The 20,851-nt window shown below is 71.7% G+C and carries 23 protein-coding genes; 10 read left to right on the top strand and 13 right to left on the bottom strand.

Annotation, left to right across the window (positions count from 1 at the left end):
* Both AC07AG_RS29800 and AC07AG_RS29795 read right to left on the bottom strand, forming a co-directional pair.
* The gene (locus tag AC07AG_RS29800) at positions 1 to 237 is read right to left on the bottom strand and encodes a hypothetical protein (RefSeq protein ID WP_478759212.1); all 237 of its coding nucleotides are present in this window, start codon (positions 235 to 237) and stop codon (positions 1 to 3) included.
* Between the two features lie 7 nt (positions 238 to 244).
* On the bottom strand, positions 245 to 904 hold the full coding sequence (locus AC07AG_RS29795) for a TNT domain-containing protein (protein ID WP_478759393.1): 660 nt from the start codon (positions 902 to 904) through the stop codon (positions 245 to 247).
* 309 nt (positions 905 to 1,213) lie between these two features.
* Between AC07AG_RS29795 and AC07AG_RS29790 the strand changes: the two genes are divergently transcribed.
* Positions 1,214 to 3,037: a choice-of-anchor A family protein gene (locus AC07AG_RS29790; RefSeq protein ID WP_478759211.1), complete on the top strand. Its 1,824-nt coding sequence runs from the start codon at positions 1,214 to 1,216 to the stop codon at positions 3,035 to 3,037.
* A 39-nt stretch (positions 3,038 to 3,076) separates the two neighbouring features.
* On the opposite strand, the gene AC07AG_RS29785 is transcribed toward AC07AG_RS29790, so the two are convergent.
* Both AC07AG_RS29785 and AC07AG_RS29780 read right to left on the bottom strand, forming a co-directional pair.
* Positions 3,077 to 3,763, bottom strand: coding sequence for a L,D-transpeptidase (locus tag AC07AG_RS29785; protein WP_478759210.1), 687 nt, complete (start codon positions 3,761 to 3,763; stop codon positions 3,077 to 3,079).
* Positions 3,764 to 3,791: 28 nt separating this feature from the next.
* A complete protein-coding gene (locus tag AC07AG_RS29780) occupies positions 3,792 to 4,178 on the bottom strand; it encodes an STAS domain-containing protein (protein WP_478759209.1) in 387 nt (128 codons plus the stop codon).
* Between the two features lie 409 nt (positions 4,179 to 4,587).
* On the opposite strand from AC07AG_RS29780, the gene AC07AG_RS29775 reads away from it, so the two are divergent.
* Positions 4,588 to 5,778, top strand: a complete 1,191-nt coding sequence (locus tag AC07AG_RS29775; protein WP_478759208.1) for a lactonase family protein — start codon at positions 4,588 to 4,590, stop codon at positions 5,776 to 5,778.
* Here AC07AG_RS29775 and AC07AG_RS29770 read toward each other — a convergent pair.
* Complete coding sequence (locus tag AC07AG_RS29770) at positions 5,775 to 6,443, bottom strand: HalD/BesD family halogenase (protein WP_478759207.1); 669 nt, start codon at positions 6,441 to 6,443, stop codon at positions 5,775 to 5,777. The genes AC07AG_RS29775 and AC07AG_RS29770 overlap by 4 nt on opposite strands.
* Before the next feature lie 231 nt (positions 6,444 to 6,674).
* Between AC07AG_RS29770 and AC07AG_RS29765 the strand changes: the two genes are divergently transcribed.
* Genes AC07AG_RS29765 through AC07AG_RS29755 form a run of 3 tightly spaced genes read left to right on the top strand, consistent with a single transcriptional unit; the run spans position 6,675 to position 9,825 of the window.
* Entirely contained in the window at positions 6,675 to 8,285 is a 1,611-nt protein-coding gene (locus AC07AG_RS29765) for an alpha-amylase family glycosyl hydrolase (protein WP_478759206.1), read from the top strand.
* A 53-nt stretch (positions 8,286 to 8,338) separates the two neighbouring features.
* The gene (locus AC07AG_RS29760) at positions 8,339 to 9,022 is read left to right on the top strand and encodes a TetR/AcrR family transcriptional regulator (protein ID WP_478759205.1); all 684 of its coding nucleotides are present in this window, start codon (positions 8,339 to 8,341) and stop codon (positions 9,020 to 9,022) included.
* A 17-nt stretch (positions 9,023 to 9,039) separates the two neighbouring features.
* Positions 9,040 to 9,825 carry an SDR family NAD(P)-dependent oxidoreductase gene (locus AC07AG_RS29755; RefSeq protein WP_478759204.1) on the top strand — a complete coding sequence of 262 codons (786 nt, stop codon included), beginning with the start codon at positions 9,040 to 9,042 and terminating at the stop codon, positions 9,823 to 9,825.
* 19 nt (positions 9,826 to 9,844) lie between these two features.
* Here the strand turns inward: AC07AG_RS29755 and AC07AG_RS29750 are convergent, their stop codons facing one another.
* Both AC07AG_RS29750 and AC07AG_RS29745 read right to left on the bottom strand, forming a co-directional pair.
* A complete protein-coding gene (locus tag AC07AG_RS29750) occupies positions 9,845 to 10,426 on the bottom strand; it encodes an isochorismatase family protein (RefSeq protein ID WP_478759203.1) in 582 nt (193 codons plus the stop codon).
* Complete coding sequence (locus tag AC07AG_RS29745) at positions 10,419 to 11,618, bottom strand: metal-dependent hydrolase family protein (RefSeq protein WP_478759202.1); 1,200 nt, start codon at positions 11,616 to 11,618, stop codon at positions 10,419 to 10,421. Before AC07AG_RS29745 ends, AC07AG_RS29750 begins: the two co-directional genes overlap by 8 nt.
* Before the next feature lie 184 nt (positions 11,619 to 11,802).
* Here AC07AG_RS29745 and AC07AG_RS29740 point away from each other — a divergent pair, with 184 nt between their 5' ends.
* Positions 11,803 to 12,093 (top strand): YkvA family protein, encoded by a 291-nt coding sequence (locus AC07AG_RS29740; protein WP_478759201.1) that lies wholly within the window; start codon positions 11,803 to 11,805, stop codon positions 12,091 to 12,093.
* Here the strand turns inward: AC07AG_RS29740 and AC07AG_RS29735 are convergent.
* From AC07AG_RS29735 to AC07AG_RS29725, 3 genes are all read right to left on the bottom strand, one after another.
* Complete coding sequence (locus tag AC07AG_RS29735) at positions 12,064 to 12,783, bottom strand: DUF2470 domain-containing protein (RefSeq protein ID WP_478759200.1); 720 nt, start codon at positions 12,781 to 12,783, stop codon at positions 12,064 to 12,066. The two genes, AC07AG_RS29740 and AC07AG_RS29735, sit on opposite strands and share 30 nt — an antisense overlap.
* 169 nt (positions 12,784 to 12,952) lie before the next feature.
* Positions 12,953 to 13,582, bottom strand: a complete 630-nt coding sequence (locus AC07AG_RS29730; RefSeq protein ID WP_478759199.1) for an MBL fold metallo-hydrolase — start codon at positions 13,580 to 13,582, stop codon at positions 12,953 to 12,955.
* Complete coding sequence (locus tag AC07AG_RS29725) at positions 13,582 to 14,667, bottom strand: S-(hydroxymethyl)mycothiol dehydrogenase (RefSeq protein WP_478759198.1); 1,086 nt, start codon at positions 14,665 to 14,667, stop codon at positions 13,582 to 13,584. Before AC07AG_RS29725 ends, AC07AG_RS29730 begins: the two co-directional genes overlap by 1 nt.
* Before the next feature lie 150 nt (positions 14,668 to 14,817).
* On the opposite strand from AC07AG_RS29725, the gene AC07AG_RS29720 reads away from it, so the two are divergent.
* On the top strand, positions 14,818 to 15,618 hold the full coding sequence (locus AC07AG_RS29720; RefSeq protein ID WP_478759197.1) for an ABC transporter permease: 801 nt from the start codon (positions 14,818 to 14,820) through the stop codon (positions 15,616 to 15,618).
* 16 nt (positions 15,619 to 15,634) lie between these two features.
* A complete protein-coding gene (locus AC07AG_RS29715; protein WP_478759196.1) occupies positions 15,635 to 16,126 on the top strand; it encodes a glutathione peroxidase in 492 nt (163 codons plus the stop codon).
* Between the two features lie 60 nt (positions 16,127 to 16,186).
* Here AC07AG_RS29715 and AC07AG_RS29710 read toward each other — a convergent pair whose 3' ends face one another.
* Positions 16,187 to 17,041 carry a helix-turn-helix domain-containing protein gene (locus tag AC07AG_RS29710; RefSeq protein WP_478759195.1) on the bottom strand — a complete coding sequence of 285 codons (855 nt, stop codon included), beginning with the start codon at positions 17,039 to 17,041 and terminating at the stop codon, positions 16,187 to 16,189.
* 97 nt (positions 17,042 to 17,138) lie between these two features.
* On the opposite strand from AC07AG_RS29710, the gene AC07AG_RS29705 reads away from it, so the two are divergent.
* On the top strand, positions 17,139 to 17,933 hold the full coding sequence (locus tag AC07AG_RS29705) for an NAD(P)H-dependent oxidoreductase (protein ID WP_478759194.1): 795 nt from the start codon (positions 17,139 to 17,141) through the stop codon (positions 17,931 to 17,933).
* A 111-nt stretch (positions 17,934 to 18,044) separates the two neighbouring features.
* Here AC07AG_RS29705 and AC07AG_RS29700 read toward each other — a convergent pair whose 3' ends face one another.
* Complete coding sequence (locus AC07AG_RS29700) at positions 18,045 to 18,746, bottom strand: restriction endonuclease (RefSeq protein WP_478759193.1); 702 nt, start codon at positions 18,744 to 18,746, stop codon at positions 18,045 to 18,047.
* A gap of 150 nt (positions 18,747 to 18,896) precedes the next feature.
* On the opposite strand from AC07AG_RS29700, the gene AC07AG_RS29695 reads away from it, so the two are divergent.
* Positions 18,897 to 20,093, top strand: coding sequence for a D-alanyl-D-alanine carboxypeptidase family protein (locus AC07AG_RS29695; RefSeq protein ID WP_478759192.1), 1,197 nt, complete (start codon positions 18,897 to 18,899; stop codon positions 20,091 to 20,093).
* On the opposite strand, the gene AC07AG_RS29690 is transcribed toward AC07AG_RS29695, so the two are convergent.
* Positions 20,069 to 20,803, bottom strand: coding sequence for a siderophore-interacting protein (locus AC07AG_RS29690; protein WP_478759191.1), 735 nt, complete (start codon positions 20,801 to 20,803; stop codon positions 20,069 to 20,071). The genes AC07AG_RS29695 and AC07AG_RS29690 overlap by 25 nt on opposite strands.
* Positions 20,804 to 20,851 lie beyond the last annotated feature (48 nt).

Genomic DNA, 20,851 nt, shown 5'->3' with positions numbered 1-20,851 from the left:
TCACACCAGCAGGCGCAGCAGCAGCGCGCACGCCTCCCCCTCGTCCGTGTGCCGGGCGAGGGGATGGTGCGTTCCGCGCTCGTACGTTCCGGCCTCCCACGCCTCGCCGTCCTCGGTCCTCCGCAGGTAGACGAAGTCGGGGGGCGTGGGGGCCGGTTCATGGACGCCCTCGATCCAGTAGTAGCCGTCGGCCACGCCGGCCTCGCGCAGTGCGGTGGGCAGTCCACGGATGTCCATCGGCGCGCTAGTCGTTCGCGGGCTCGAGGTAGCCGTGATCCAGCAGCCACTTCACGTTCAGGCGCTGGCCCTCGCCCGGGTCCAGGAAGACCGGGTCGAGCTTGATCTGCTGGCCACCGCCGGGCTGCGCGAACCAGGGGGCGATGCCGCCCTGCCAGACGTGGAACGGCTTGCTCACCTCGTAGACGCGGTAGTCGCAGGCGACCGCGGCGTCACGGGTGTTGAGGTTCTGCGGGGGCAGCGCACGCTCGGCGTACGAGTCGCCCGCAGGGGCCAGGAACGAGCCGTACTCCGATCCGAAGCGGTCGAGGAGTTCGCCCTCCTCCAGCTCCTCGGGGTGCTTGTCGACCTGACCGTTGACCGTCTCGAAGCCGTCGTTCGGCGGGTACTTCCAGCCGCCCGATTCGGCGGGACCTTCCCAGTACTTCTTCAGGAAGGACGACGGCGAGAGGCCACCCGTGCGCTTCCATCCCTTGAGCAGCGGGCCGACCGGCTCCTGCCACTTCTTGGGGAGCCACTTGGGGCCGAGGCGGGCGTCCTTGTGGAACTCACCGGTGCAGGGCTCGTGCCGCGCCGAGGACGACGGCTCCTGCTCCGCCACCGCCGTCGCGGTGGGTGCCGCCGCCATCGCGGTCGCCACACCCAGCGCAGCAAGCACCGTACGCATCCGGATCACAGAACTGCGGTCCACTCAGCAACTCCTCGCGTATCCACGGGAAACAAAGAAAACAGCTCGCACACCGTATCCGAGCAGTGGCTCTGAGTGGTCAACTTCCGTCACGGCGAGCCAGAACCGGCCATCGGGCCCCGGCGGAGGAAGTGCCGAGCAGGCCCGCACTCCACTGGGGGCCGCCGTGAGAGTGGAAGTTCGCCCGCTCCCACCAGGACGCGGCCCTGCCGCGCCGGGCCCGGCGGGAGGCTGTCGCAAGCTGCCGGTAAGGAGCCTTTCCTATCGCCTGAGGAGCTGGTTATCGACATGCCCGGAATGTTCCACACGCATCGTGCCGGACGCCTGCTGACCACCTTGAGCTGCGCGTTCGTCGCTGCGTCCGTTCCGCTGTTCCCCTCCGGGAACGCCTTCGCTTCGGCCGGGAATCCTCCCGCCGACCGGGCCGTGGCCGCGCCGCTTCCCGGAGGCCTTGGCCCCTGCGTACCGGGCAACTGCCCTCCGGGCCCGTACCCGCCCATCGACAATGGCTCGATCAAGTTCCGCGACAACGCGATCAACGTCTTCGCGGGCGGCGACTTCCGGGTGCGCGGAGCCGCGGCCGAGGCCGAGGGGCGCGTCGTCGTCCTCGGCGACTTCGACCAGGACAAGGCGGACGGGGCCGGCGGCGCCTACAACGTCGGCGAGGCGGGCGTCGGCTCCCGGGTCGCGCCGCCGGTCGGTTCCGACTGGCTCACCACCGGGGGCGGCATCACGATCGGTGCGGGCGAGCGGCTCCTCGCCGAGCAGGGGGTCGTACGTCATGCGGGCGCGGCGAGCGGCACGATCATGGCCCAGGACGTGACCGAGGACCCGGACGCGGCGGCGCCCTACACCGCGCTGCGCGGTCAGCTCAACGCGGCCAGCCAGTGCTACGCGCACGGGGAGGACGGCACGCGTACGCCGACCGGTAGGGCCGTGCACGGGGGCGGCGAGACCGTGTTCACCGGGGACGGCACCTCGGCACTCCAGGTGTTCAACGTCGACTTCGACCTGGCCGGCGCGTCCGGCGGGCAGGAGGGCATCCGCTTCGTGAACATCCCGGACGGGGCGACGGTCCTGGTCAATGTGCTGGGCGCACAGCGGGTGGTCAACACGTACAGCGGCGGCATCGACGACGCCACGGACCCGCTCAACAGGCTGCGGGAGCGCCTGCTGTGGAACTTCCCCGACGCGACGGACGTGGAGATCAAGGGCACCGGGCAGTTCCAGGGCAGCGTACTGATCGGCCAGAACACGTCGGACACGACGGTCAGCGTGCCCGGCATCAACGGACGCTTCTTCACGACCGGTTCGCTCACCCACACCAGCCCGAAGAGCGGCGGAGGCGGCCAGGAGTTCCACAACTACCCCTTCGTGGGTGACCTGCCCGAGTGCGGGACCGCGCCGACGGTGACCGGCACGGTCGAGGTCGCCAAGAAGGACGCGGCGGGCGGCAAGGCGCTGCCCGGTGCCGTCTTCGAGCTCTGGCAGGAGACCAACGGAGTCCCCGGCGTACAGACCTCCGGCGAAAGCCCCGACACCCAGGTCGGCGCTCCGTGCACCACGGACGCCCAGGGCGAGTGCGACCGGACGGTGCCGCTCGGCACGTACTACTGGGTGGAGACCAAGGCCCCCGACGGGTACGCCCTGCCCTCCCCCGCCTCCTTCGGTCCGCTCGTCGTGACCGCGCAGAGCGCGGGCGACGGCGTCAAGGTGACCGCGAAGAACAAGAAGAAGACACCCACCGACGACACCAGGGGCGACCTGCACGTCCGCAAGACGGACCGCACCACCGGCCGCCCGCTGGCCGGGGCCGTGTTCGAGCTGTGGCGCGAGACCAACGGCAAGGACGGCCTGCAGACCAAAGGGGCGGACCCGGACACCCGCAGGGGGCAAGGGTGCGCCACGGACAGCCGGGGCCGCTGCGACTTCACCGACCAGCCGCTCGACTCCTACTACCTCAGGGAGACCGCCGTACCGGACGGCTATCGCCTGCCCTCCCCCGCGGTCACCGGTCCCTACCGGCTGACCAAGGACAACGCCACCCAGGGCGTCACCGTCCGGCTCAGCAATGTGCGCGACGACACGGGCAAGAAGGGCGGCAAGAGCTGAGCCCCGAGTGAGGTCCCGGCACCGGCGGCCGACGGTCCGTCAGCCGCCGGTGCCGGGCTTCGTTCCCCACACGTAGATCCGGTCACCCTTGTGCAGCAGCCGGTAGAGCCGCTGCGCGTCCGCCACCGTCAGGTTCACGCAGCCGCCGGATCCGGACGAGAAGAGGTCGTGCCGGGTGCCGTGCAGGGCCTGGCCGCCGTTGAAGAACTGGGCGTAGGGCATCGGCACCTTGTAGATCGTCGAGAAGTGGTCCCGGTGCTTCCAGAAGATCCGGTGCCAGCCGCGCCGCGTCTCCAGACCGTCGCGCCCGCTGCGCATCGGCACCGGCGCGAATTCCAGGCGCCGCCCCGCCTGCACCCAGAGGAGCTGCCGGGTCAGGTCCACGCAGACCACTCGGTACGCGCGGGAAGGACAGCCCCGGCGGGCGGCCGGGTCACGCCGCACCTTGTCGGCGACCACCGTCCGGTACGTCCGCAGCGAGGCACTCCCGTCGGCGGGAGAGACGCCGAGCCGCCGCTGCAACCGCCGGATCGCCGCGCAGTCCGCCGGTGACTGGATCCCGTCGACCGGTCTGCGCAACTCTCGCTCCAGCTGGCGCTGGTAGGGGGCGGTGCCTGCGGTGCACGGCGGCTCGGGGCGGGCGGACGCGGCGGCTGCCGGGAGGGCGGGCAGGGCGATGAGCAGGACGGTCGTGGCGAGGAGAGAGCGGGCGAAGGGGTACGTCATGTAATCAGATTTGCCGCTTGCGCCCGTTCTAGGCTGGTCTGTTCAGGTTTCCCTGGCAGTCGTCGGGCGTGTCCAGGCCGGCGGGCATGCCGTCCAGAACGGTGAAACTGCGGTCGAGGCGCGTGATGCGCAGCACCCTCCAGACGCGCGGACTGCTGCGCACCAGCCGCAGGGAGCACCGCCTCGTGACGGCCAGGGCCTTGATGCGCACCAGCAGGCGCAGTCCACCGGCGTCCAGAAAGGACACCTGCCGCAGGTCCACCACCACATCAATGCCTGGCGGGTCCAGTAACTCCGCTATGCGCGGCGCGAGTTCCAGGTCCGCCCAGGCATCCAGTTCGCCGCGGAACGTCAGAACGATCGATCCGTCCACCACACGGTGGTGCAGCCCAAAGCCCGGGTCGGGCGTGCCCATGGTCCACCCCCCAATTTCACTACACCCCGCATACGAAGAGTTACGACAACGCGAGCGGCGCGACCCTGAGGCCGGCGCCCGACGCCGCCGGGGACTGGGGCGGCACCGCGAATGGCACCTACATCTTGCCCGCTCAGGGCCAGTTCATACCTCCGGGTGGCATCCCCGGCCACCGTGCGGCGCATATTCGCGGTTGACCTGCCGCAGTTACTCTCCGTGTTCTACTCGCTGTGCGCGACATCGATCGCACCCCACGCCGGAAGGGCGTGGACGCCCGACGCCGGACTCTCGTCCATCAGTGATCTTGGCGTTGCACAGAATGCAACTCGGGTTGCGCCTCTTGATCGTGGGGATTCTGGGCATCACTCTGTCTGCCACACGCGTCACTACCGACACTTGAGGAGCGGACATGGCGGCAGCGATGAACAGCAGGTCCGACAGCCGGTCCGAGGCGAGCGGCTGGGGGCGGCGCGGATTCATCGGAGCCGTCGCCGCCTCGGCCGCCGCCGCTGTCGCCACGCCCGCGTCCGCCGCCACGTCCGTGCTCTCCCCCGAACGGCCGTCGCGTCGCACACGGCAGCTGTTCCTCGGCACGTACACCACCCAGTCCGGCGGCGGCAGCGGCCTCGGTCTGGCGACGTACGACGACGCGACCGGGCGCATCACCGGCACGGGCACCCTCGCCGGCGTCCCCGATCCGTCCTACCTCTGCCTCCACCCTTCGGGCCGGACGCTCTACGCGGTCAACGAGCGGGAGAAGGGCGGCGTGACGGCGATCGCGCTCTCGGCCTCGGGTACCGAGGTGCTCGGCGCGCGAGGCACCGGCGGTGCCGGGCCCTGCCATCTGTCCGTGCACCCGAGCGGGCGCTGGCTGCTCAGCGCGAACTATCTCTCGGGGAGCGTGGCCGTCCATCCGATCCAAGGCTCCGGCGCACTGGGCGAGTTGACCGACTCCGTCACCCACTCAAGCCCGCCTCCCGGGCCGGGGCAGGACGGGCCGCACGCGCACCAGATCGTGACCAGCCCGGACGGCGGACACCTCCTCGCCGTCGACCTGGGCAACGACACCGTCTACAGCTACCGCCTCGACACGAAGAAGGGGAAGCTCACCCAGGTCTCGTACGCCACCCTGCGACCGGGCGCTGGGCCGCGCCACCTCACGTTCCACCCCTCCGGGCGCTTCGCCTATCTGGCGAACGAGGTCGACAACACCGTGGTCGTCTGCGGGTACGACCCCGCGAGCGGGCGGCTGACGCCGGGCGCGCCGCAGTCCACCGGGACGGGCGAAGGCACCAGCTATCCGGCGCAGCTGGTCGTCACGCGCGAGGGCACCTTCGCCTTCCTCGCCAATCGCGGGCACAACAGCCTCACGCGGTACGCGATCGAAGAGGGCGGCGCAAGGCTGCGGCTGCTCGACACCGTCCCCGTCGGCGGGGACTTCCCCCGGCACATCGCCTTCTCGCCCTCGCAGCGACTGCTGTTCGCGGCGAACCAGAAGTCGAGTTCGGTGAGCGTCTTCCAGGTGGGCAAGGGCGGCCGACTGCGCCTGACGGGCGAGCCGTTCGCGGCCCCGCTGGCCGTGTGCGCGCTGCCGCTCTAGGGCGCGTACAGGTGGGAGGCCGTCGCCGTGCGCGCCTGTTGCCGGTCGGGGGTGGTGTAGGCGAAGTTCAGCACCGTGCGGCGGATGCCCGGCCTGCGCAGTGCGGTGACGCGATGGGCCGTGGTGTCGGCCCGCAGGAGGTAGCCGTCGCCCCTCCGGTGGTGTGCCCGGACGGCGGCGGTGTGCAGGGCGTCGAGGGCGCCCGAGCGCGGGGTGTAGTGCAGCAGGCCGCCGTCGGCCGGGTCGTCCGGCGCCTCGATGAAGAGCACCAGGGCCAGGGGGTAGTCGTCGGTGTGGGCTCCATGGGTGTCGCCGGGCCGGTGGAGGATGTTCAGGACGTGCCGCTCCAGGGGGTCGGCGACCTCGACCGCGGGCAGGCACGCGACCGCGCCGAGCCAGGCCAGGAGTTCGCCGTCGCCGTACAGACGCGGGATCAGGGTGGATTCCCTGGCGATGGTGTGGCCGCCGAGGGTGGTCATGTGGCGCGGCGAATCGTCCGTCGACGCCATGGCGAAGTCCCTGCGCACCGCCAGCTTCTCCAGCCGCTCCACCTCCCGCGTCAGCTCCTCCAACAGGTACGGCGGGATGAGCGACGGCAGTCGCAGACAGCCCTCGGCGGCGAAGTGATCGCTCAGCGGCGGGGCGTGGCCCGGTAAGGAAAGCACCGGGCGGACCTACCCCGGCCCGCGGCGGGACAACCGCTGTGGCTCGTCGGCGCCACACGCCGGACACAGACCTCCGCAGGCCTCGGCGGGCCGCCGCACGCCGCCGCACGCCGAGGGGAGGGAAGGGAGGCGTGCTGGACGGAGGCGCTCATGACCGTGACGCTGGAGGGGCATACGGCTCAGCCCCACCGCCTCCACCGCATGCCACGAGGGAAAGGCCGCACCCGTTCCATGACTTCGTTCCGTCCCGCCCCCGCCTGGCTCTCCGACGCTGTCTTCTACCAGATCTATCCGCAGTCGTTCGCCGACTCCGACGGCGACGGCATCGGTGACTTCAACGGCATCACCGCGCATCTGGACCACCTGGCCTGGCTGGGGGTCAACGCCGTCTGGATCAATCCGTGCTTCACCTCGCCGTTCCGCGACGCCGGGTACGACGTCTCCGACTACCTTTCCCTGGCGCCGCGTTACGGCACGGACGACGACCTGGCCAGGCTCGTGGCGCAGGCGGGGCGGCGCGGGATCCGGGTGCTGCTCGATCTGGTGGCCGGGCACACCTCCGACCGGCATCCGTGGTTCACCGCGTCGTCCTGCGATCCGGATGACCACCGCTACATCTGGGCGCCCGAGGGCCTTCCGGACGGTTTCGTGCCGTCCCCGGGCAGCCGCCCCGGCGCGTATCTGCCGAACTTCTTCGAGTCCCAGCCCGCCCTCAACTTCGGCTACGCGCGCATGGATCCGGCCGAGCCGTGGCGGCAGTCCGTCGACGCCGAGGGGCCGCGCGCCAACCGGGCCGCCCTGCGCGACATCATGGATCACTGGCTGCGCCTGGGCCTCGCCGGATTCCGCGTCGACATGGCGCACTCCCTCGTGAAGGACGACCCGGACCGCAGGGCCACGGCCGAGGTGTGGACCGAGCTGCGCGGCTGGCTGGACGCCGCCCACCCGGATGCGGTGCTGCTCTCGGAGTGGGGCGATCCGGCGGTGTCCGTGCCCGCCGGGTTCCACGTCGACTTCTTCCTGCAGTTCGGCGGACCCACCAACGGCGGCCCCCTGCGCTCGCTGTGGAACAACGGCGAGGGCACCGCCTCCGAGGAGTGGGACCCCGTCGACTGCTTCTTCGACCCGGGCGGCAAGGGCTCAGCGCGTACGTTCGTCGATGCGTGGCGGGCGGCCCGCGAGGCCATCGGCGACGCCGGGCACATCGCGCTGCCCACCTCCAACCACGACTTCTCCCGCCTCAACTGCGGCGCGCGCACCGCCGAGCAGCTCCCGGCGGCGTTCGCCTTCCAGCTCACCTGGCCCACGCTCCCGGCGATCTATTACGGCGACGAGATCGGCATGCGCTACATCCCTGGCCTGCCCGACACCGAGGGCAGCGTGCTCGGCCCGCGCTACAACCGCGCGGGCTCGCGCACCCCCATGCAGTGGGACGACAGCGCGAACGCCGGCTTCTCCACCGCCGCCGCCGACCGTCTCTATCTCCCCGTCGACCCCGACCCGCAGCGACCCGACGTCGCCGCCCAGCGGGCCGACGACACCTCCCTGCTGCACCTCGTGCACCGCCTGATCGCCCTGCGCAAGGCCTCCCCGGAGCTGGGCCCTGACGGCTCGGTGGAGGTACTGCACACCGGCTATCCGTTCGTGTACGTCAGGGGCGGGCGCCATCTCGTGGTGATCAATCCCCGCAGCACACCGGCGGCGTTCACCACCGAGCTCGTGGGCGCGACGGGCCCTCGGGCCCTGGAGGCGCACGGCGTGGAGGCCGGCAGCGGCGTCGTCACGGCGCGGGGATTCGGGTACGGCGTCTTCGATCTGCGTGCCACACCAGCCTCCGCTTGAGTCCCGACGGGACAGGTGTCCCATTGGGACATCAGGGGTGTACAGTCGACAGCATGAACAAGGCGACGGAATCCGGCCCAGGCGCCCCGGCCACCGACCGGGGCGGCGAGGACCGCAGGCAGCGCAAGGCCCGGCAGACCCGGGAAGCGCTCGCCGACGCGGCCATCGACCTGATCCTGGAGCACGGCCTCGCGGCCGTCACCGTGGAGGCCGTCGCCGAGCGCGCCGACGTCACGCGCCGCACCTTCAGCCGCCACTTCGGCAGCAAGGAGGCCGCGGCGCTCGACTTCACCCGCGCCGACGGCGACCGCATCAACGCGGCCCTGCGCAACCGCCCCGCCGACGAGCCCCCGCTGGCCGCCTACCGCGCGGCCGTGCGCGACTGGCTCACCGACCCGAAGACTCCGGGCCTGCACCGCCGGGCCCGGACGCGGGCACTGCTCGCCCTCGTCGACACGGAGCCCGCGCTGTTCGCCGCGTACGAACGCGTCCGGGTCGACGCCCAGGACGAGTCCGTCCGGATCATCGCCGAGCGGCTCGGCACCGACCCCGTCCGGGACCAGCGCCCGGCCGTCGTCGTCGGTGCCGCCGCCGGAGTGCTGACCGCGGCCCTGCGCAGCTGGGCGCGCGGCGGGCACGACGAAGGAACAGACGACGCAGACCTCACCGCGCATGTGGACCGGGCCTACGCCGTCCTGACCGGGGAGGCGGCCCTGGCGGCCTCCCACATCGCATGAGGAAAGTGAAGAGCACCATGAGCACCACCCCCGCCACCACCGTCCCCGACTACGCCACCGAGTTCGCGGGCAAGACCGCCCTGGTCACGGGCGCCGCGTCCGGCATCGGCCTGGCCACCGCCCGCCGACTCGGCCAGGGCGGCGCGAACGTCGTCATCGCCGACTTCAACGCCGAGGGCGCCGAGAAGGCCGCCGCGCAACTCCTGTCGGAGGGCGTCAAGGCCGCCGCGGTCGCCGTGGACGTCACGGAGCCCGCGTCGGTCGAGGCCGCCGTGCGGTTCGCCGTCGACACGTTCGGCGGGCTCGACCTCGCGGTGAACAACGCGGGCATCGGCGGCGAGAGCAAGCCGACGGGCGCGTACGACATCGATGTCTACAACCGCGTCATCCGCACGAACCTCGACGGCGTCTTCTACTCGATGCGCTATGAGCTCCCCGTCCTGGAGGCCGCGGGCGCGGGCGCCATCGTGAACGTCGCCTCGATACTCGGCTCCGTCGGCTTCGCGGGCTCCCCCGCCTACGTCGCCGCCAAGCACGGCGTCGTCGGCCTCACCAAGACCGCGGCCGCCGAGTACGCGGCGAAGGGCATCCGCGTGAACGCGGTCGGCCCCGGCTTCATCGAGACGCCGCTCCTGCAGAACATGGACAAGGAGGCGTACGACGCCCTCGTCTCCCTGCACCCGGCGGGCCGCCTCGGTCACTCCGAGGAGGTCGCCGAGCTGATCGTGTTCCTGCTCTCGGAGCGGGCCTCGTTCATCCACGGCAGCTACCACCTGGTGGACGGCGCGTACACCGCGCGCTGATCCACCTTCGCCGCCAGGCCTACGGCTTGGTGAAGTCGATGTCCTGGGCCCTCGCGACGATCTCCACCTCGTCGCCGAGGGCCCATTCGGCCACCCGGGACACCATCGCCGCCGGGACCATGTCGCTGATGCCCTCGGCGGCCGGGATGTCGTACGTCGCGTGTGCGTCGTGCGGCAGGACGACGCGGAAGTCCAGTTCCAGGGCGGTACGCGCGGTCGCCATCACGCACATCTCGGACTGCACCCCGCAGATGGCCAGGTCCCGCACGCCCGACTCGGCGAGCAGGTCCGCGAGTCCGGTCTCCTCGAAGCCGTCGTCGACGGTCTTGCGCAGGACCCTCTCGCCGCGGTCGGTGTCCGCCGGGAGGTGTATCTCCCAGCCCTGAGTGCCGGGTTCGTCGACGGACCCCGGCTCTCCGTCGTTCTGGAGCTGGACGACGAGGGCGCCCGCGGCGCGGGCCCGCGTGATCAGGTCGGTCGTGCGGTCGAGAAGGCGGGCCGCTTCGGGCACGGCTCCTTCTCCGGTGACGAAGGCGGACTGCATGTCGACGACGATCAGTGCTTGGACGGGCCGGGCGGGATGTGCCGATGACTCACTCATGGTCCACCATCATGCCGTTCGCCATGATCAGCCGTACATCGCCCAGGGCGTCCACGTTCTTCAGGGGGTCACCCTGCACAGCGATCAGGTCGGCGCGGTAGCCCGCGGCCAGGCGCCCCACGTGGTCGGCGATCCCCAGGGCGTCGGCGGCCTCCGTGGTCGCCATGTCGATGACGCGGCCGGGTTCGATGCCCAAGTGCTGGTAGAAACCGAGGCTCTGGGCCAGGCCGTCGCAGCCCGCACGTTGTACGCCCGCGTCCGTCCCGGCGATCAGCCGCGCCCCGTGCTCCGCCATCGTGCGGACCTGGTCGAACATGGCCTCGGCCCGTTCGGCGCCGAAGAACATGGGCAGCATCCGCCAGTTCGGGCTGATGGTGGGGCAGATCCTGATGCCCTTGGCGACGATGGCGTCCAGGACGTCCTCGCGCAGGTCGAACCCCTTGCGCGTCATCCAGGTGCAGTGCTCGATGGTGTCGACGCCCGCCATCACGGCGGCCACGATCCCCGCGGTGCCGTGTCCATGGGCGGCGACCGGCAGACCGGCGCGGCGCGCCTCGCGGACGATCACGCGGATGTCGGGGGCGCCGAACTGGGGCTGCCAGGTGGCGGGGCCGCCTCGGGTGAGACCGCCGCCGGTGGCCATGACCTTGATGACGTCCGCGCCGAGCTCGGCGTTGCGCCGCACCAGCGCGCGGATCTCGTTCTCGCCCTCGACCTCACCGCCGAGGAACCAGCAGTGGCCGCCTTTGGTGGTCAGCGGTGTGGTGGCGGCGATGATCCGCGGGCCTGGCACCCGGGACGCGGCGATCTCCTCGCGCAGGCGCAGGGTGAGGCGGCCCCGGTCACCCAGATCGCGCACCGTGGTGACGCCGCTGCGCAGGAACTGCAGCGCCCGCTCCTCCATCGCCGCCATGAGGGTGGTGTCGCTGTGCGCGTCCAGGACCGCGACGGGGTCCTTGCTCGCGTCGAAGACCAGGTGGACGTGGGCGTCGATGAGTCCGGGAAGCACCGTGGCGTCGGGCAGCGCGAACCGCTGCGACACGCCGCGCGCCAGGGGCTCGACCTCGGCTCGGGCGCCCGCGGCGACGATGTCCGTGCCCTGGGTCAGTACGGCGCCGTCCGTGACGTACTGGCCACGCGGGCCGGTCAGAACCCGCCCTGCCGTGAGCAGCGTCTGGCTCGTCTCGCTCATCTCTGCCTTTCCAGGAAGGAGTTGGAGGAGCCGGCGTGATGCCGGCCTCCATCGTCCGTCATGGGAGGGCGGAACGTCCGCCGCGCGACGAGAGCGGGAAGCATGTTCGCGTGGCGTCCTGCGGGTACCCATAGCCTGGGCCGAGTGCCCGCACAGGACGTCGTAGGACGGAGGTCAGGGTCTGATGAGCACGGAAATCAAGGTCCTCCTTGTTGCCGGCGCCATCCTGGTGGCCGCGACACTCGCGGTCGCGATAGCGCTGCTCGTACGTCTGGTCCGCGCGCGGCGCACTCTGCGCGCGGCGGGGCTGCCGGTCGAGCGCCAGTGGGTGTTCTGGGGCGCGGTCGCCTATCTCGTCCTGCCGGCCGATCTGCTGCCCGATCCGGTGTTCCTCGATGACATCGGGGTGCTCGTGCTCGCGCTGCGCTCGATGAAGTCGGCGAATTCAGGCATCGGGGGACGTGGGGCGCAGTAGGGGGCGGCGCAGGTGGCGGGCCTTGGTCAGCAGGATGTGCATGCGCTCGGTCACCTGGGTGACGTCCTCGATGGGCTCGTCGAAGTCCAGCCGGACGTCCGCCTGACTGCGGGCCTTCTCCAGGCGCAGCGTGAGGGCGTAGCGGTCGATGGCGAGCGGGCGCACGCGCACCACGCCGTGCAGGCTGTCGGCGCACACGAGCCGGGTCAGCTGCTCGACGGCTTCCTCGTGCGCGTCGGCGAGGTGGGTGAGCAGCCGCGACTCGGCCTCGGCCAGCGGGTCGGGGGCCGCAAGGGCGAGTTCGTCGAGGTCGATGCCGATCCGGCCGCCGGTGGAGTCGTGCAGCACGGCGCAGGTCGGCGCGAAGATGAATCCCTCCCCGTCGGGTACCAGTGATCCCGAGAGCCACAGCCGGGACCTGATCCGGTCCCTGACCGACACGGGGGCGACGTCGGCGAACTCCACCAGGGTGGACGGTTCACCGCGCGGCGCGCAGATCATCGCGGTGGCCAGCGCGCTGTCGGGGGGCGGGGACAGCAGGAGGATGCCCTCCGGCGTGACGCTGTGCGCGCCGACGAGTTCATCCCTGCCGATCTCCGTGGTCACCGCGCAGGACCACGCGGTGGTGAGCAGCGAGCGAGCGCGTGCCGCTGCGGTGGGCACGGACGTGCTGGCGTGACGGACACCCATCCTAGAACCTCCATTAGGTAAGCCTTGCCTAACTTATCGGAGATCGCGGAACAGGGCCAGTACGCGAAAGGCCCCGCGCGGCGAACCACGCGGGGCCGGTCGGGTGCACCGGGCAGGACCCCGGTCGCGTACGTCAGTTGGTGCGGTCAGGGGCCGCAGCCGGGGGTGGTCAGTGACCGCGGGCGATCCACTCCTCCAGGTGCGGCGCCTCCGCGCCCACCGTCGTGCTGTCGCCGTGCCCGGTCCGCACCTGTGTCTGAGGAGGCAGCGTGAGGAGCCGGTCCCTGATCGAGTCGACGATCGTCGGGAAGTCGCTGAACGAACGCCCCGTCGCTCCGGGACCGCCCGCGAAGAGCGTGTCGCCGGTGAAGACCGTGCCGAGTGCGGGCGCGTAGAGACTGACGGCACCCAGGCAGTGGCCAGGGGTGTGCAGCACCGTCAACTGCGTGCCCGCCACGGTGAGTTCCTGCCCGTCGGACAGCTCGCCGTCGGGGGCGCGGTCGGGGTGGGTCTGCTTCCACAGCTCCGCGTCGGCGGGGTGCAGCAGGATCGGCGCGCCGGTGCGGGCCGCGAGCTCGGGGGCCGCGTCGATGTGGTCGTCGTGGGCGTGCGTGCACACGATCGCGACGACCCGGCGCTCCCCGACGGCGGCCGCGATGGCGTCCGCGTCGTGCGCGGCGTCGATGACCACGACCTCGCTGTCGTCCCCCACGATCCATACGTTGTTGTCGACGTCCCAGGTACCCCCGTCGAGGGAGAACGTGCCCGAGGTGACCAGGTGGTCGATGCGCGCCGCCATCAGAAGACCACCACCGAACGCAGGACATCCCCGTGGTGCATCCGCTCGAACGCCTTCTCCACGTCCGCGAGCGCGATCGTCTCCGTGACGAACGCGTCCAGGTCGAGCCGACCCTGCTGGTAGAGGTCGATCAGCATCGGGAAGTCGCGTGAGGGCAGGCAGTCGCCGTACCAGCTCGACTTGAGCGCGCCGCCGCGCCCGAAGACGTCCAGGAGCGGCAGGTCGATGCGCATGTCCGGTGTCGGCACGCCGACCAGGACGACCGTGCCCGCCAGGTCGCGTGCGTAGAAGGCCTGTTCGTACGTCTCCGGGCGGCCGACCGCCTCGATGACGACGTCGGCGCCGTTGCCGCCGGTCAGCTCGCGGACCGCCTCGACCGGGTCCGCGGAGCGGGAGTTGACGGTGTGCGTGGCACCGAGGCCCTTGGCCGTCTCCAGCTTCTTGTCGTCGATGTCGACAGCGATGATCTTCGCGGCTCCGGCGAGCCGCGCGCCCACGACCGCCGCGTTGCCCACACCGCCGCAGCCGATGACGGCGACCGAGTCGCCGCGGCCCACGTTGCCGGTGTTGATGGCGGCGCCGATGCCGGCCATGACACCGCAGCCCAGGAGCCCCGCCGCGGCGGGCGAAGCGGCCGGGTCGACCTTCGTGCACTGCCCGGCGGCGACCAGGGTCTTCTCCGCGAAGGCGCCGATGCCGAGCGCGGGCGAGAGCTCCGTGCCGTCCGTGAGGGTCATCTTCTGCTTGGCGTTGTGCGTGTCGAAGCAGTACTGGGGGCGGCCGCGCAGGCAGGCGCGGCACTGGCCGCACACCGCACGCCAGTTGAGGATCACGAAGTCGCCCGGCGCGACCTCCGTGACACCGTCGCCGACCGACTCGACGACGCCCGCCGCCTCGTGACCGAGGAGGAAGGGGAAGTCGTCGTTGATGCCGCCCTCGCGGTAGTGCAGGTCGGTGTGACAGACACCGCAGGCCTGCACCTTCACCACGGCCTCCCCGGGCCCCGGGTCCGGCACGACGATCGTCTCGATCCGTACCGGCTCGCCCTTCGCGCGCGCGATCACGCCCTGTACCTGCTGCGCCATGAGGTCAGCCCCTCTTTCTTCCGGTCCAGCTTCCGGCGTCACTTGCTCGTCCGGCATCACATGTTCTTCCCGCATCCTCACAGACCGGGCCGCTCCGCGACGACCCCGGGAACCCGGCCTGATCCAAACGAGAGGCCCTAGGGTGGGCCCGTGCGCGATCTCGCTGCTCAGGCCCTGCTTCCGGTCAACGTGACGCTCGGTGTCGCGCTCCTTGTCCTGCTGCTCGTCGCGGCCACGACGGCCGCCGTGTTCCACCTCTCCCCCGACGGGTCCTGCGGCAGGGCGCGGGAGATCCTCGTGGCCGGGGTGCGGGCGGCTCTGCAGCTGGGCGTGGTGTCCTTGGCCATCGGCTGGGTGATCCACCATGTCGTGGCGCTCTTCGCCTTCCTGCTTCTGATGGTCGCCGTCGCCGCGCGCACCGCGGGGCGCCGCATCACCGCCAACGGCAGCTGGTGGTGGGCGGCGCTGCCGATCGCGGGCCCCGTCGTCCCGGTGGTGACCTGCCTGGCCCTGGCCGGGCTCCTTCCGGTGCGCGGCATCGCCATGATCCCCGTGTCCGGCATCCTGATCGGCGGCGCGCTGACCGCGACGGTGCTCGGCGGGCGCCGCGCCCTCGATGAACTCCACTCCCGCAACGGCGAGTACGAGGCTGGCCTCGCCCTCGGCCTGCTCGCCCGGGACGCCCGCCTGGAGGTGATCCGCCCCGCCGCGTCGGACGCCCTGCTTCCCGGCCTCGACCAGACACGCACGGTGGGCCTGGTCACGCTGCCCGGCGCGTTCGTCGGCATGCTCCTGGGCGGCGCGTCGCCGGTGCTCGCCGGCGCGGTGCAGCTGTTCGTGCTGATCGCCCTGATGGCGGTCCAGACGATCGCGGTGGCCGCGACCGTCGAGCTGGTCGCCTGCGGGCGCCTGAACCGGACGGGGACCGGAGTGATCGGCGGGGCCCCGTGAGCGTAGGCTCCGCATCATGTCTGTCTACGAAGATGCAGAGATCGGCGCCCTCCAGGGCGGCTCGGCGAACCTGGGCCAGTACCTCGGCAAGGCCGTTCTGATCGTCAACGTCGCCTCCAAGTGCGGCCTCACCCCGCAGTACGCGGGCCTGGAGCGCCTGCACGAGAAGTACGCGGCCCGTGGCTTCACCGTCCTCGGCGTGCCCTGCAACCAGTTCATGGGCCAGGAGCCGGGTACGTCGGACGAGATCGCCGAGTTCTGTTCGGCGACGTACGGCGTGACGTTCCCGATGACGGAGAAGGCCGACGTGAACGGCGACGACCGGCACCCGCTGTACGCGAACCTCGTGGGCCAGGCGGATGCCGAGGGGCACACCGGCGACATCCGCTGGAACTTCGAGAAGTTCGTGATCAGTGCGGACGGCGACGTGGTGGCACGGTTCGGCCCGCAGACCGAGCCGGACGCTCCCGAGGTCATCGCCGCGATCGAGGCGAACCTTCCGAAGTAGCGCACCGCAGGGGCGCGGAGCCGCCGACCTCGGCGCTTCGCCGGCCGGGCCCGGGAGGGGCTAGACAAGCCCCGTGAGGGCGGTGGCCTCCGCGCTGCCCTCGCGCGCGCTGAACACGTGCACCACGAGGCCCGTCTCACCGGGGGCGGCCGGCACGTGCAAGGTCTCGAAGTCCAGGGTGAGCAGCCCGGCCTCCGGGTGCCGCAGACGCTTGCGGCCCGCCGCGCACATCACGACCTCCCCGCTGTCCCAGATCCGGCGGAACTCGCCGCTGTGCGTGGCCAGTTCGGTGATGAGCGCGGCCAGCTCCGCGTCCTCGGGGTAGCGTCCCGCCGCCACCCGCAGCTGGCCCACGGCCTCCGCCGCCCTGTCGCCCCACTCGGGGAAGACATCGCGCGACGCGGGGTCGAGGAAGAGGAACCGGGCGTTGTTCCTGTCGCGCCGCCGCGGTTCGCCCAGACCGCCCATCAGTTCTGCGCCGAGGCTGTTCCAGGCCACCACGTCGAGGCGGTGGTCCGTCGCGAAGGCCGGGAAGTCGGCCATGGAGTCCAGGATCCGCCGCAGCAGCGGGCTGACCCGGGCCGTGGGCGCGGGGGCGCGCCGGGCCGCCGCCAGGGTGGCCAGGTGCCCGCGCTCCGCCGTGTCGAGGCCGAGCGCACCGGCGAGCGCGTCGAGCACCTCCGGGGACGGCTGGGTGGCCCGGCCCTGTTCGAGACGTACGTAGTAGTCCACGCTGATCCCCGCGAGCTGGGCCAGCTCCTCGCGGCGAAGGCCGCGCACCCGTCGGCGACGGCCGCCGGCGATCCCCACGTGCTCCGGCGCCACGCGCCCCCGGCGGGCGCGCAGGAATCCGCCGAGTGCCCGGCGGGTGTCGCCGATCGCGTCACTGTTCTTCATCTGGTCCACGCCGTCCATGGATCAAGTATGCGTGGCCCTCGCAGTACCAGGATCGGCGTTCCGACGGTTGAACAGGGTTCTGGCTGGCCCGTCCCGCCCGGGAGAACGTGGCGTCATGAACGAAGCCACGCCCCAGCGGCCCAAGAAGATCCTCGTCGTCAGCGCCCATCCGGAACCCCGCTCGCTCAACGCGTCGCTGGCCGCCTTCGCGGTCGACGAACTGCGCGCGGCCGGGCACGAGGTACAGGTCTCCGATCTGTACGCGATGAAGTGGAAGGCGACGGTGGACGCGGACGACTTCCCCGACCACGTCGCCGACCGACGGCTGCACGTCATGGCCGTCTCGGAGCGGGAGACGCTCGCGGGCCGTCTTTCGCCCGATGTCGCGGCGGAGCAGGAGAAGGTGCGCTGGGCGGACGCGGTGATCCTGCAGTTCCCGTTGTGGTGGTTCTCCGCGCCCGCGATCCTGAAGGGCTGGATCGACCGCGTGTTCACCGCGGGGTTCGGCTACGGCCCCGCGGTCCCGCCGCCCTACAGCGAGGGCGCGCTCGCGGGGCGGCGGGCGCTGGTGTCGGTGACGGCGGGGGCCCGGGAGTCGTCGCTCTCCGACCGTGGCATCCATGGCCGCCTGACGGACGTGCTGCATCCGCTGCAGCACGGCCTGTTCTTCTTCACCGGCATGGAGCCACTCGAACCGTTCGCGGTCCACGCATCGAACGACCTGCCGGAGGACCGGTTCGCGGCGGCGAAGCAGGCCTACAGGCGTCGGCTCGACGGGCTCTTCACGGATGAGCCCGTGCCGTTCCGGTCGCTCGTCGGCGGCGACTACGACCACGACATGCGGCTGCTGCCCGGCGTGGAGGCGCCCGGGACGAGCGGACCGGATCTCCACGTCCGGCCGCGCGGCTGAGCGGCTGCCCTCGCGAAGGCGGCGGGAGCGAGGCGGCGGCCATGGCGACCGAGCCCATGACTCCCTTCGCGTACGGCGCTACCCGTACGTCTTCTTCCAGCGCGTACGGCGCTACCCGTACGTCTTCTTCCAGCGCGCCCGGTGCCGGGTGTCCCCCTGGCCCGCACCGCTCACACCGAGCAGCGACTCCAGCGAGGCGCCGCTGTTCCACAGGCCCAGGTGGTCACGGTGCACGGCCACGATGCCGTGCCCTGCCGCGAAGGTCTCCGAGGGGCGGCTGAAGCGCGTGGTCGTCACGAAGATCGCCACATCGGCCCCGAAGTGCACCCGCGAGCCGAGGAGATCGCGCATCTCGCGGCTCGCGATGGTGCTGCTCGGCGCGTAGCGCTTGCACTGGACGACCATGGTCCTGCCGTCCGGGAGCCGACCGACGACATCGGCGCCGTTGTCCCCCGCCCCACCCACGCGGCGCACTTCGGTGCACCCGTCCCTGCGGCACAGCTCGGCGACCAGCTCCTCGAACTCGGTGCCGCTCATCGCGTCCGCCCGCGCGAGCGTCCGGTGGCCCGCCCGCACCGCGTCCTCGCGCCGCCACGCGAGATCGCGGCCGCGCGCCATCCGGTCCGTGCGCCACAGCCACCACCCCACGAGACCGAGACCGCCGAGGATCAACACCCCTGCCGCGTAGGGCCAGATGGCCGACCAGAACACCACCACCAGGAGCAGCAGCAGAGCGCCGCCCACCGCACCCGTCCTGCGCCTCGCCTCGCGCCGCCTGCTCGCCGCCGTGCGCCGTCCCCGTCGAGCGGTCATCAGGGCCCCCTCCGCCGTCCTTGCCCAGCAGTGTGGGCAGGGACGGCGGGTTCGGGAAGAGGGCACGCACACACGGTCGGCTGCCGCCCCGTACATCCAGCCGGACCAAGCTGACCTGCGGGCTTCGGGCAGCGCTCATACGGTGACTGAATGGTCATCAGGTACCTCCCGCGCTCCTCATCCGTCCGCACCGCGGCCCTCGCGGTCGCCGCTCTGGTCCTCCTGCCCACACCCTTCGCCACGGCCGCCACAGCCGCCACGGAAGAGCCCACGCCGCCCAAGCCCGGCCCCGCGTACACCTCGGACCTCCTGGACCGGCCGGGTGTCCAGGCCCGTCCCGGCGCCGGCGCCCCGGCCGTCCCCTCCGACGTCTCCGCGCTCTCCTGGGTGGTGGCCGACGCCCGTTCGGGCGAAGTACTCGCCGCGCACGACGCGCACCGCCAACTGCCGCCCGCCTCCACCCTGAAGTCGCTCTTCGCCCTCACCGCGCTGCCCCACCTGGACGCCGTCGCCCGGCACAAGGTCACCCAGAGCGAGCTCTCCGAGGTCGGCGAGGGCAGCAGCCTCGTGGGCGTGGAGGCGGGGCGCAGCTACACCATCGCCGACCTGTGGCGCGGCGTGTTCCTCAGCTCGGGCAATGACGCCGTGCACGTGCTGGCCGAGCTCAACGGCGGCTGGCAGCAGACCGTCCGTCAGATGCGCGCCAAGGCCCGCTCCCTGGGCGCCCGCGACACCCATGTGGTCTCCCCCGACGGCTACGACGCGGCGGGACAGGTCTCCTCGGCGTACGACCTGGCGGTGTTCGGCCGGGCGGGGCTCGCGGACCCGCAGTTCGCCCGCTACTGCTCGACGTCGGTCGCCAAGTTCCCGAACGGCAACTGGTCCTACCCCATCCAGAACACCAACCGCCTGCTCACCGGGGCCGACGGCGTGGCCCGCTATCCCGGACTGCTCGGCATCAAGAACGGCTACACCAGCCACGCGGGCAACACCCTCATCAGCGCGGCCCAGCGCGGCGGCCGCACCCTCGTCGTGTCGGTGATGAACCCTCAGGTGAGCGGCGGATACCGCGTGTACGAAGAGGCCAGGTCGCTCCTCGACTGGGGGTTCAAGGCGGCGGACCATGTCAGGCCGGTGGGTTCGCTGATCCCCAAGAGCGAGAGTCGGAGCACGGCGCAGGGTCCCGCGCACGCCGCCGAGCTCGCCGCCCACGGAGTCGAGGCGGACGGCTCGGACTGGACCGCGATCCTGCTCGTCGCCGCGGGTGCGGCGGCTCTGGTGGCGGGTTCGGCGGTGGTGATCCGGCGGCGGACGGCCCGTGCCTACCGCTTCTCGGGGCGCCAGTAGCCGAGCGCGTGCACGCGCTGTTTCGGGATCGAGAGGTCCTTGCGGACGTATGAGGTGAGGGCCCGGGTCGTCGTCGTGTCGCAGGTGATCCACGCGTACACGTCGGCGGGGTCCTCGACCAGCGCGGGCAGGGCGGCCCTGACCTCGTCGACCAGGTGGCCGCCCGCGTCGCGTCGCTCCACCCGGTGCAGGTCGTGCAGGGCCGGGTCGAGGCGCAGGCCGATGTCGTGGTCCGAGGCGTGCTGCGTCTCCAGCCAGACGGTGGCCGGCACGTCGGGCATGGCGGTGAGGAGCGAGTTGACGGCCGGGACCGCCGCCGTGTCCCCGATCACCAGGAGCCGTGCGGGCAGCGGATCGGGCACGTCGAAACCGGTGCCCTGCAGGGTGGCCTCGATCCTGTCCCCCGGTCCGGCCTTGCGCGCCCAGTCGCTCGCGCGGCCGTCGTGCAGGGCGAACTCCAGGCTGAACGTACCGGCGGCGGGATCGGGGTCCACCAGGGTGTAGGCACGCTGGTGATGCCTGCCGTCCGCGTGGTCGAACCACAGACGCACCCACATCGTCGGGTGCACTCCGGTCAGCGCGAGCATGCCGCCGTCCGTGAAGTGCAGGCGCCGGTAGTGCTCGGTGACGTCCTCGGCCCCGGTCACGGTGAACTCGAAGTCCTTGCCGCGGAACAGTTTGAGGACCACGCCCTCCCAGCCATGACCCATCGGATTCCCCTCCCCTGAGCGGCCGGAACCCGCTCACCACGATTCAGT

The sequence above is a fragment of the Streptomyces sp. NPDC044044 genome (assembly GCF_056434405.1).
Note: the sequence above shows the minus strand (reverse complement) of the source record. Positions and strands in the feature narration are given on the sequence as shown.

Bases quoted from the DNA above. Each gene is read 5' to 3' on its own strand.
- AC07AG_RS29775 (WP_478759208.1), top strand. From the start codon at position 4,588: ATGGCGGCAGCGATGAACAGCAGGTCCGACAGCCGGTCCGAGGCGAGC.
- AC07AG_RS29745 (WP_478759202.1), bottom strand. From the start codon at position 11,618: ATGAGCGAGACGAGCCAGACGCTGCTCACGGCAGGGCGGGTTCTGACC.
- AC07AG_RS29765 (WP_478759206.1), top strand. From the start codon at position 6,675: ATGACTTCGTTCCGTCCCGCCCCCGCCTGGCTCTCCGACGCTGTCTTC.
- AC07AG_RS29760 (WP_478759205.1), top strand. From the start codon at position 8,339: ATGAACAAGGCGACGGAATCCGGCCCAGGCGCCCCGGCCACCGACCGG.
- AC07AG_RS29785 (WP_478759210.1), bottom strand. From the start codon at position 3,763: ATGACGTACCCCTTCGCCCGCTCTCTCCTCGCCACGACCGTCCTGCTC.
- AC07AG_RS29790 (WP_478759211.1), top strand. From the start codon at position 1,214: ATGCCCGGAATGTTCCACACGCATCGTGCCGGACGCCTGCTGACCACC.
- AC07AG_RS29710 (WP_478759195.1), bottom strand. From the start codon at position 17,041: ATGGACGGCGTGGACCAGATGAAGAACAGTGACGCGATCGGCGACACC.
- AC07AG_RS29740 (WP_478759201.1), top strand. From the start codon at position 11,803: ATGAGCACGGAAATCAAGGTCCTCCTTGTTGCCGGCGCCATCCTGGTG.
- AC07AG_RS29780 (WP_478759209.1), bottom strand. From the start codon at position 4,178: ATGGGCACGCCCGACCCGGGCTTTGGGCTGCACCACCGTGTGGTGGAC.
- AC07AG_RS29755 (WP_478759204.1), top strand. From the start codon at position 9,040: ATGAGCACCACCCCCGCCACCACCGTCCCCGACTACGCCACCGAGTTC.
- AC07AG_RS29695 (WP_478759192.1), top strand. From the start codon at position 18,897: ATGGTCATCAGGTACCTCCCGCGCTCCTCATCCGTCCGCACCGCGGCC.
- AC07AG_RS29750 (WP_478759203.1), bottom strand. From the start codon at position 10,426: ATGAGTGAGTCATCGGCACATCCCGCCCGGCCCGTCCAAGCACTGATC.
- AC07AG_RS29700 (WP_478759193.1), bottom strand. From the start codon at position 18,746: ATGACCGCTCGACGGGGACGGCGCACGGCGGCGAGCAGGCGGCGCGAG.
- AC07AG_RS29795 (WP_478759393.1), bottom strand. From the start codon at position 904: ATGCGTACGGTGCTTGCTGCGCTGGGTGTGGCGACCGCGATGGCGGCG.
- AC07AG_RS29730 (WP_478759199.1), bottom strand. From the start codon at position 13,582: ATGGCGGCGCGCATCGACCACCTGGTCACCTCGGGCACGTTCTCCCTC.
- AC07AG_RS29725 (WP_478759198.1), bottom strand. From the start codon at position 14,667: ATGGCGCAGCAGGTACAGGGCGTGATCGCGCGCGCGAAGGGCGAGCCG.
- AC07AG_RS29735 (WP_478759200.1), bottom strand. From the start codon at position 12,783: ATGGGTGTCCGTCACGCCAGCACGTCCGTGCCCACCGCAGCGGCACGC.
- AC07AG_RS29800 (WP_478759212.1), bottom strand. From the start codon at position 237: ATGGACATCCGTGGACTGCCCACCGCACTGCGCGAGGCCGGCGTGGCC.
- AC07AG_RS29690 (WP_478759191.1), bottom strand. From the start codon at position 20,803: ATGGGTCATGGCTGGGAGGGCGTGGTCCTCAAACTGTTCCGCGGCAAG.
- AC07AG_RS29715 (WP_478759196.1), top strand. From the start codon at position 15,635: ATGTCTGTCTACGAAGATGCAGAGATCGGCGCCCTCCAGGGCGGCTCG.
- AC07AG_RS29705 (WP_478759194.1), top strand. From the start codon at position 17,139: ATGAACGAAGCCACGCCCCAGCGGCCCAAGAAGATCCTCGTCGTCAGC.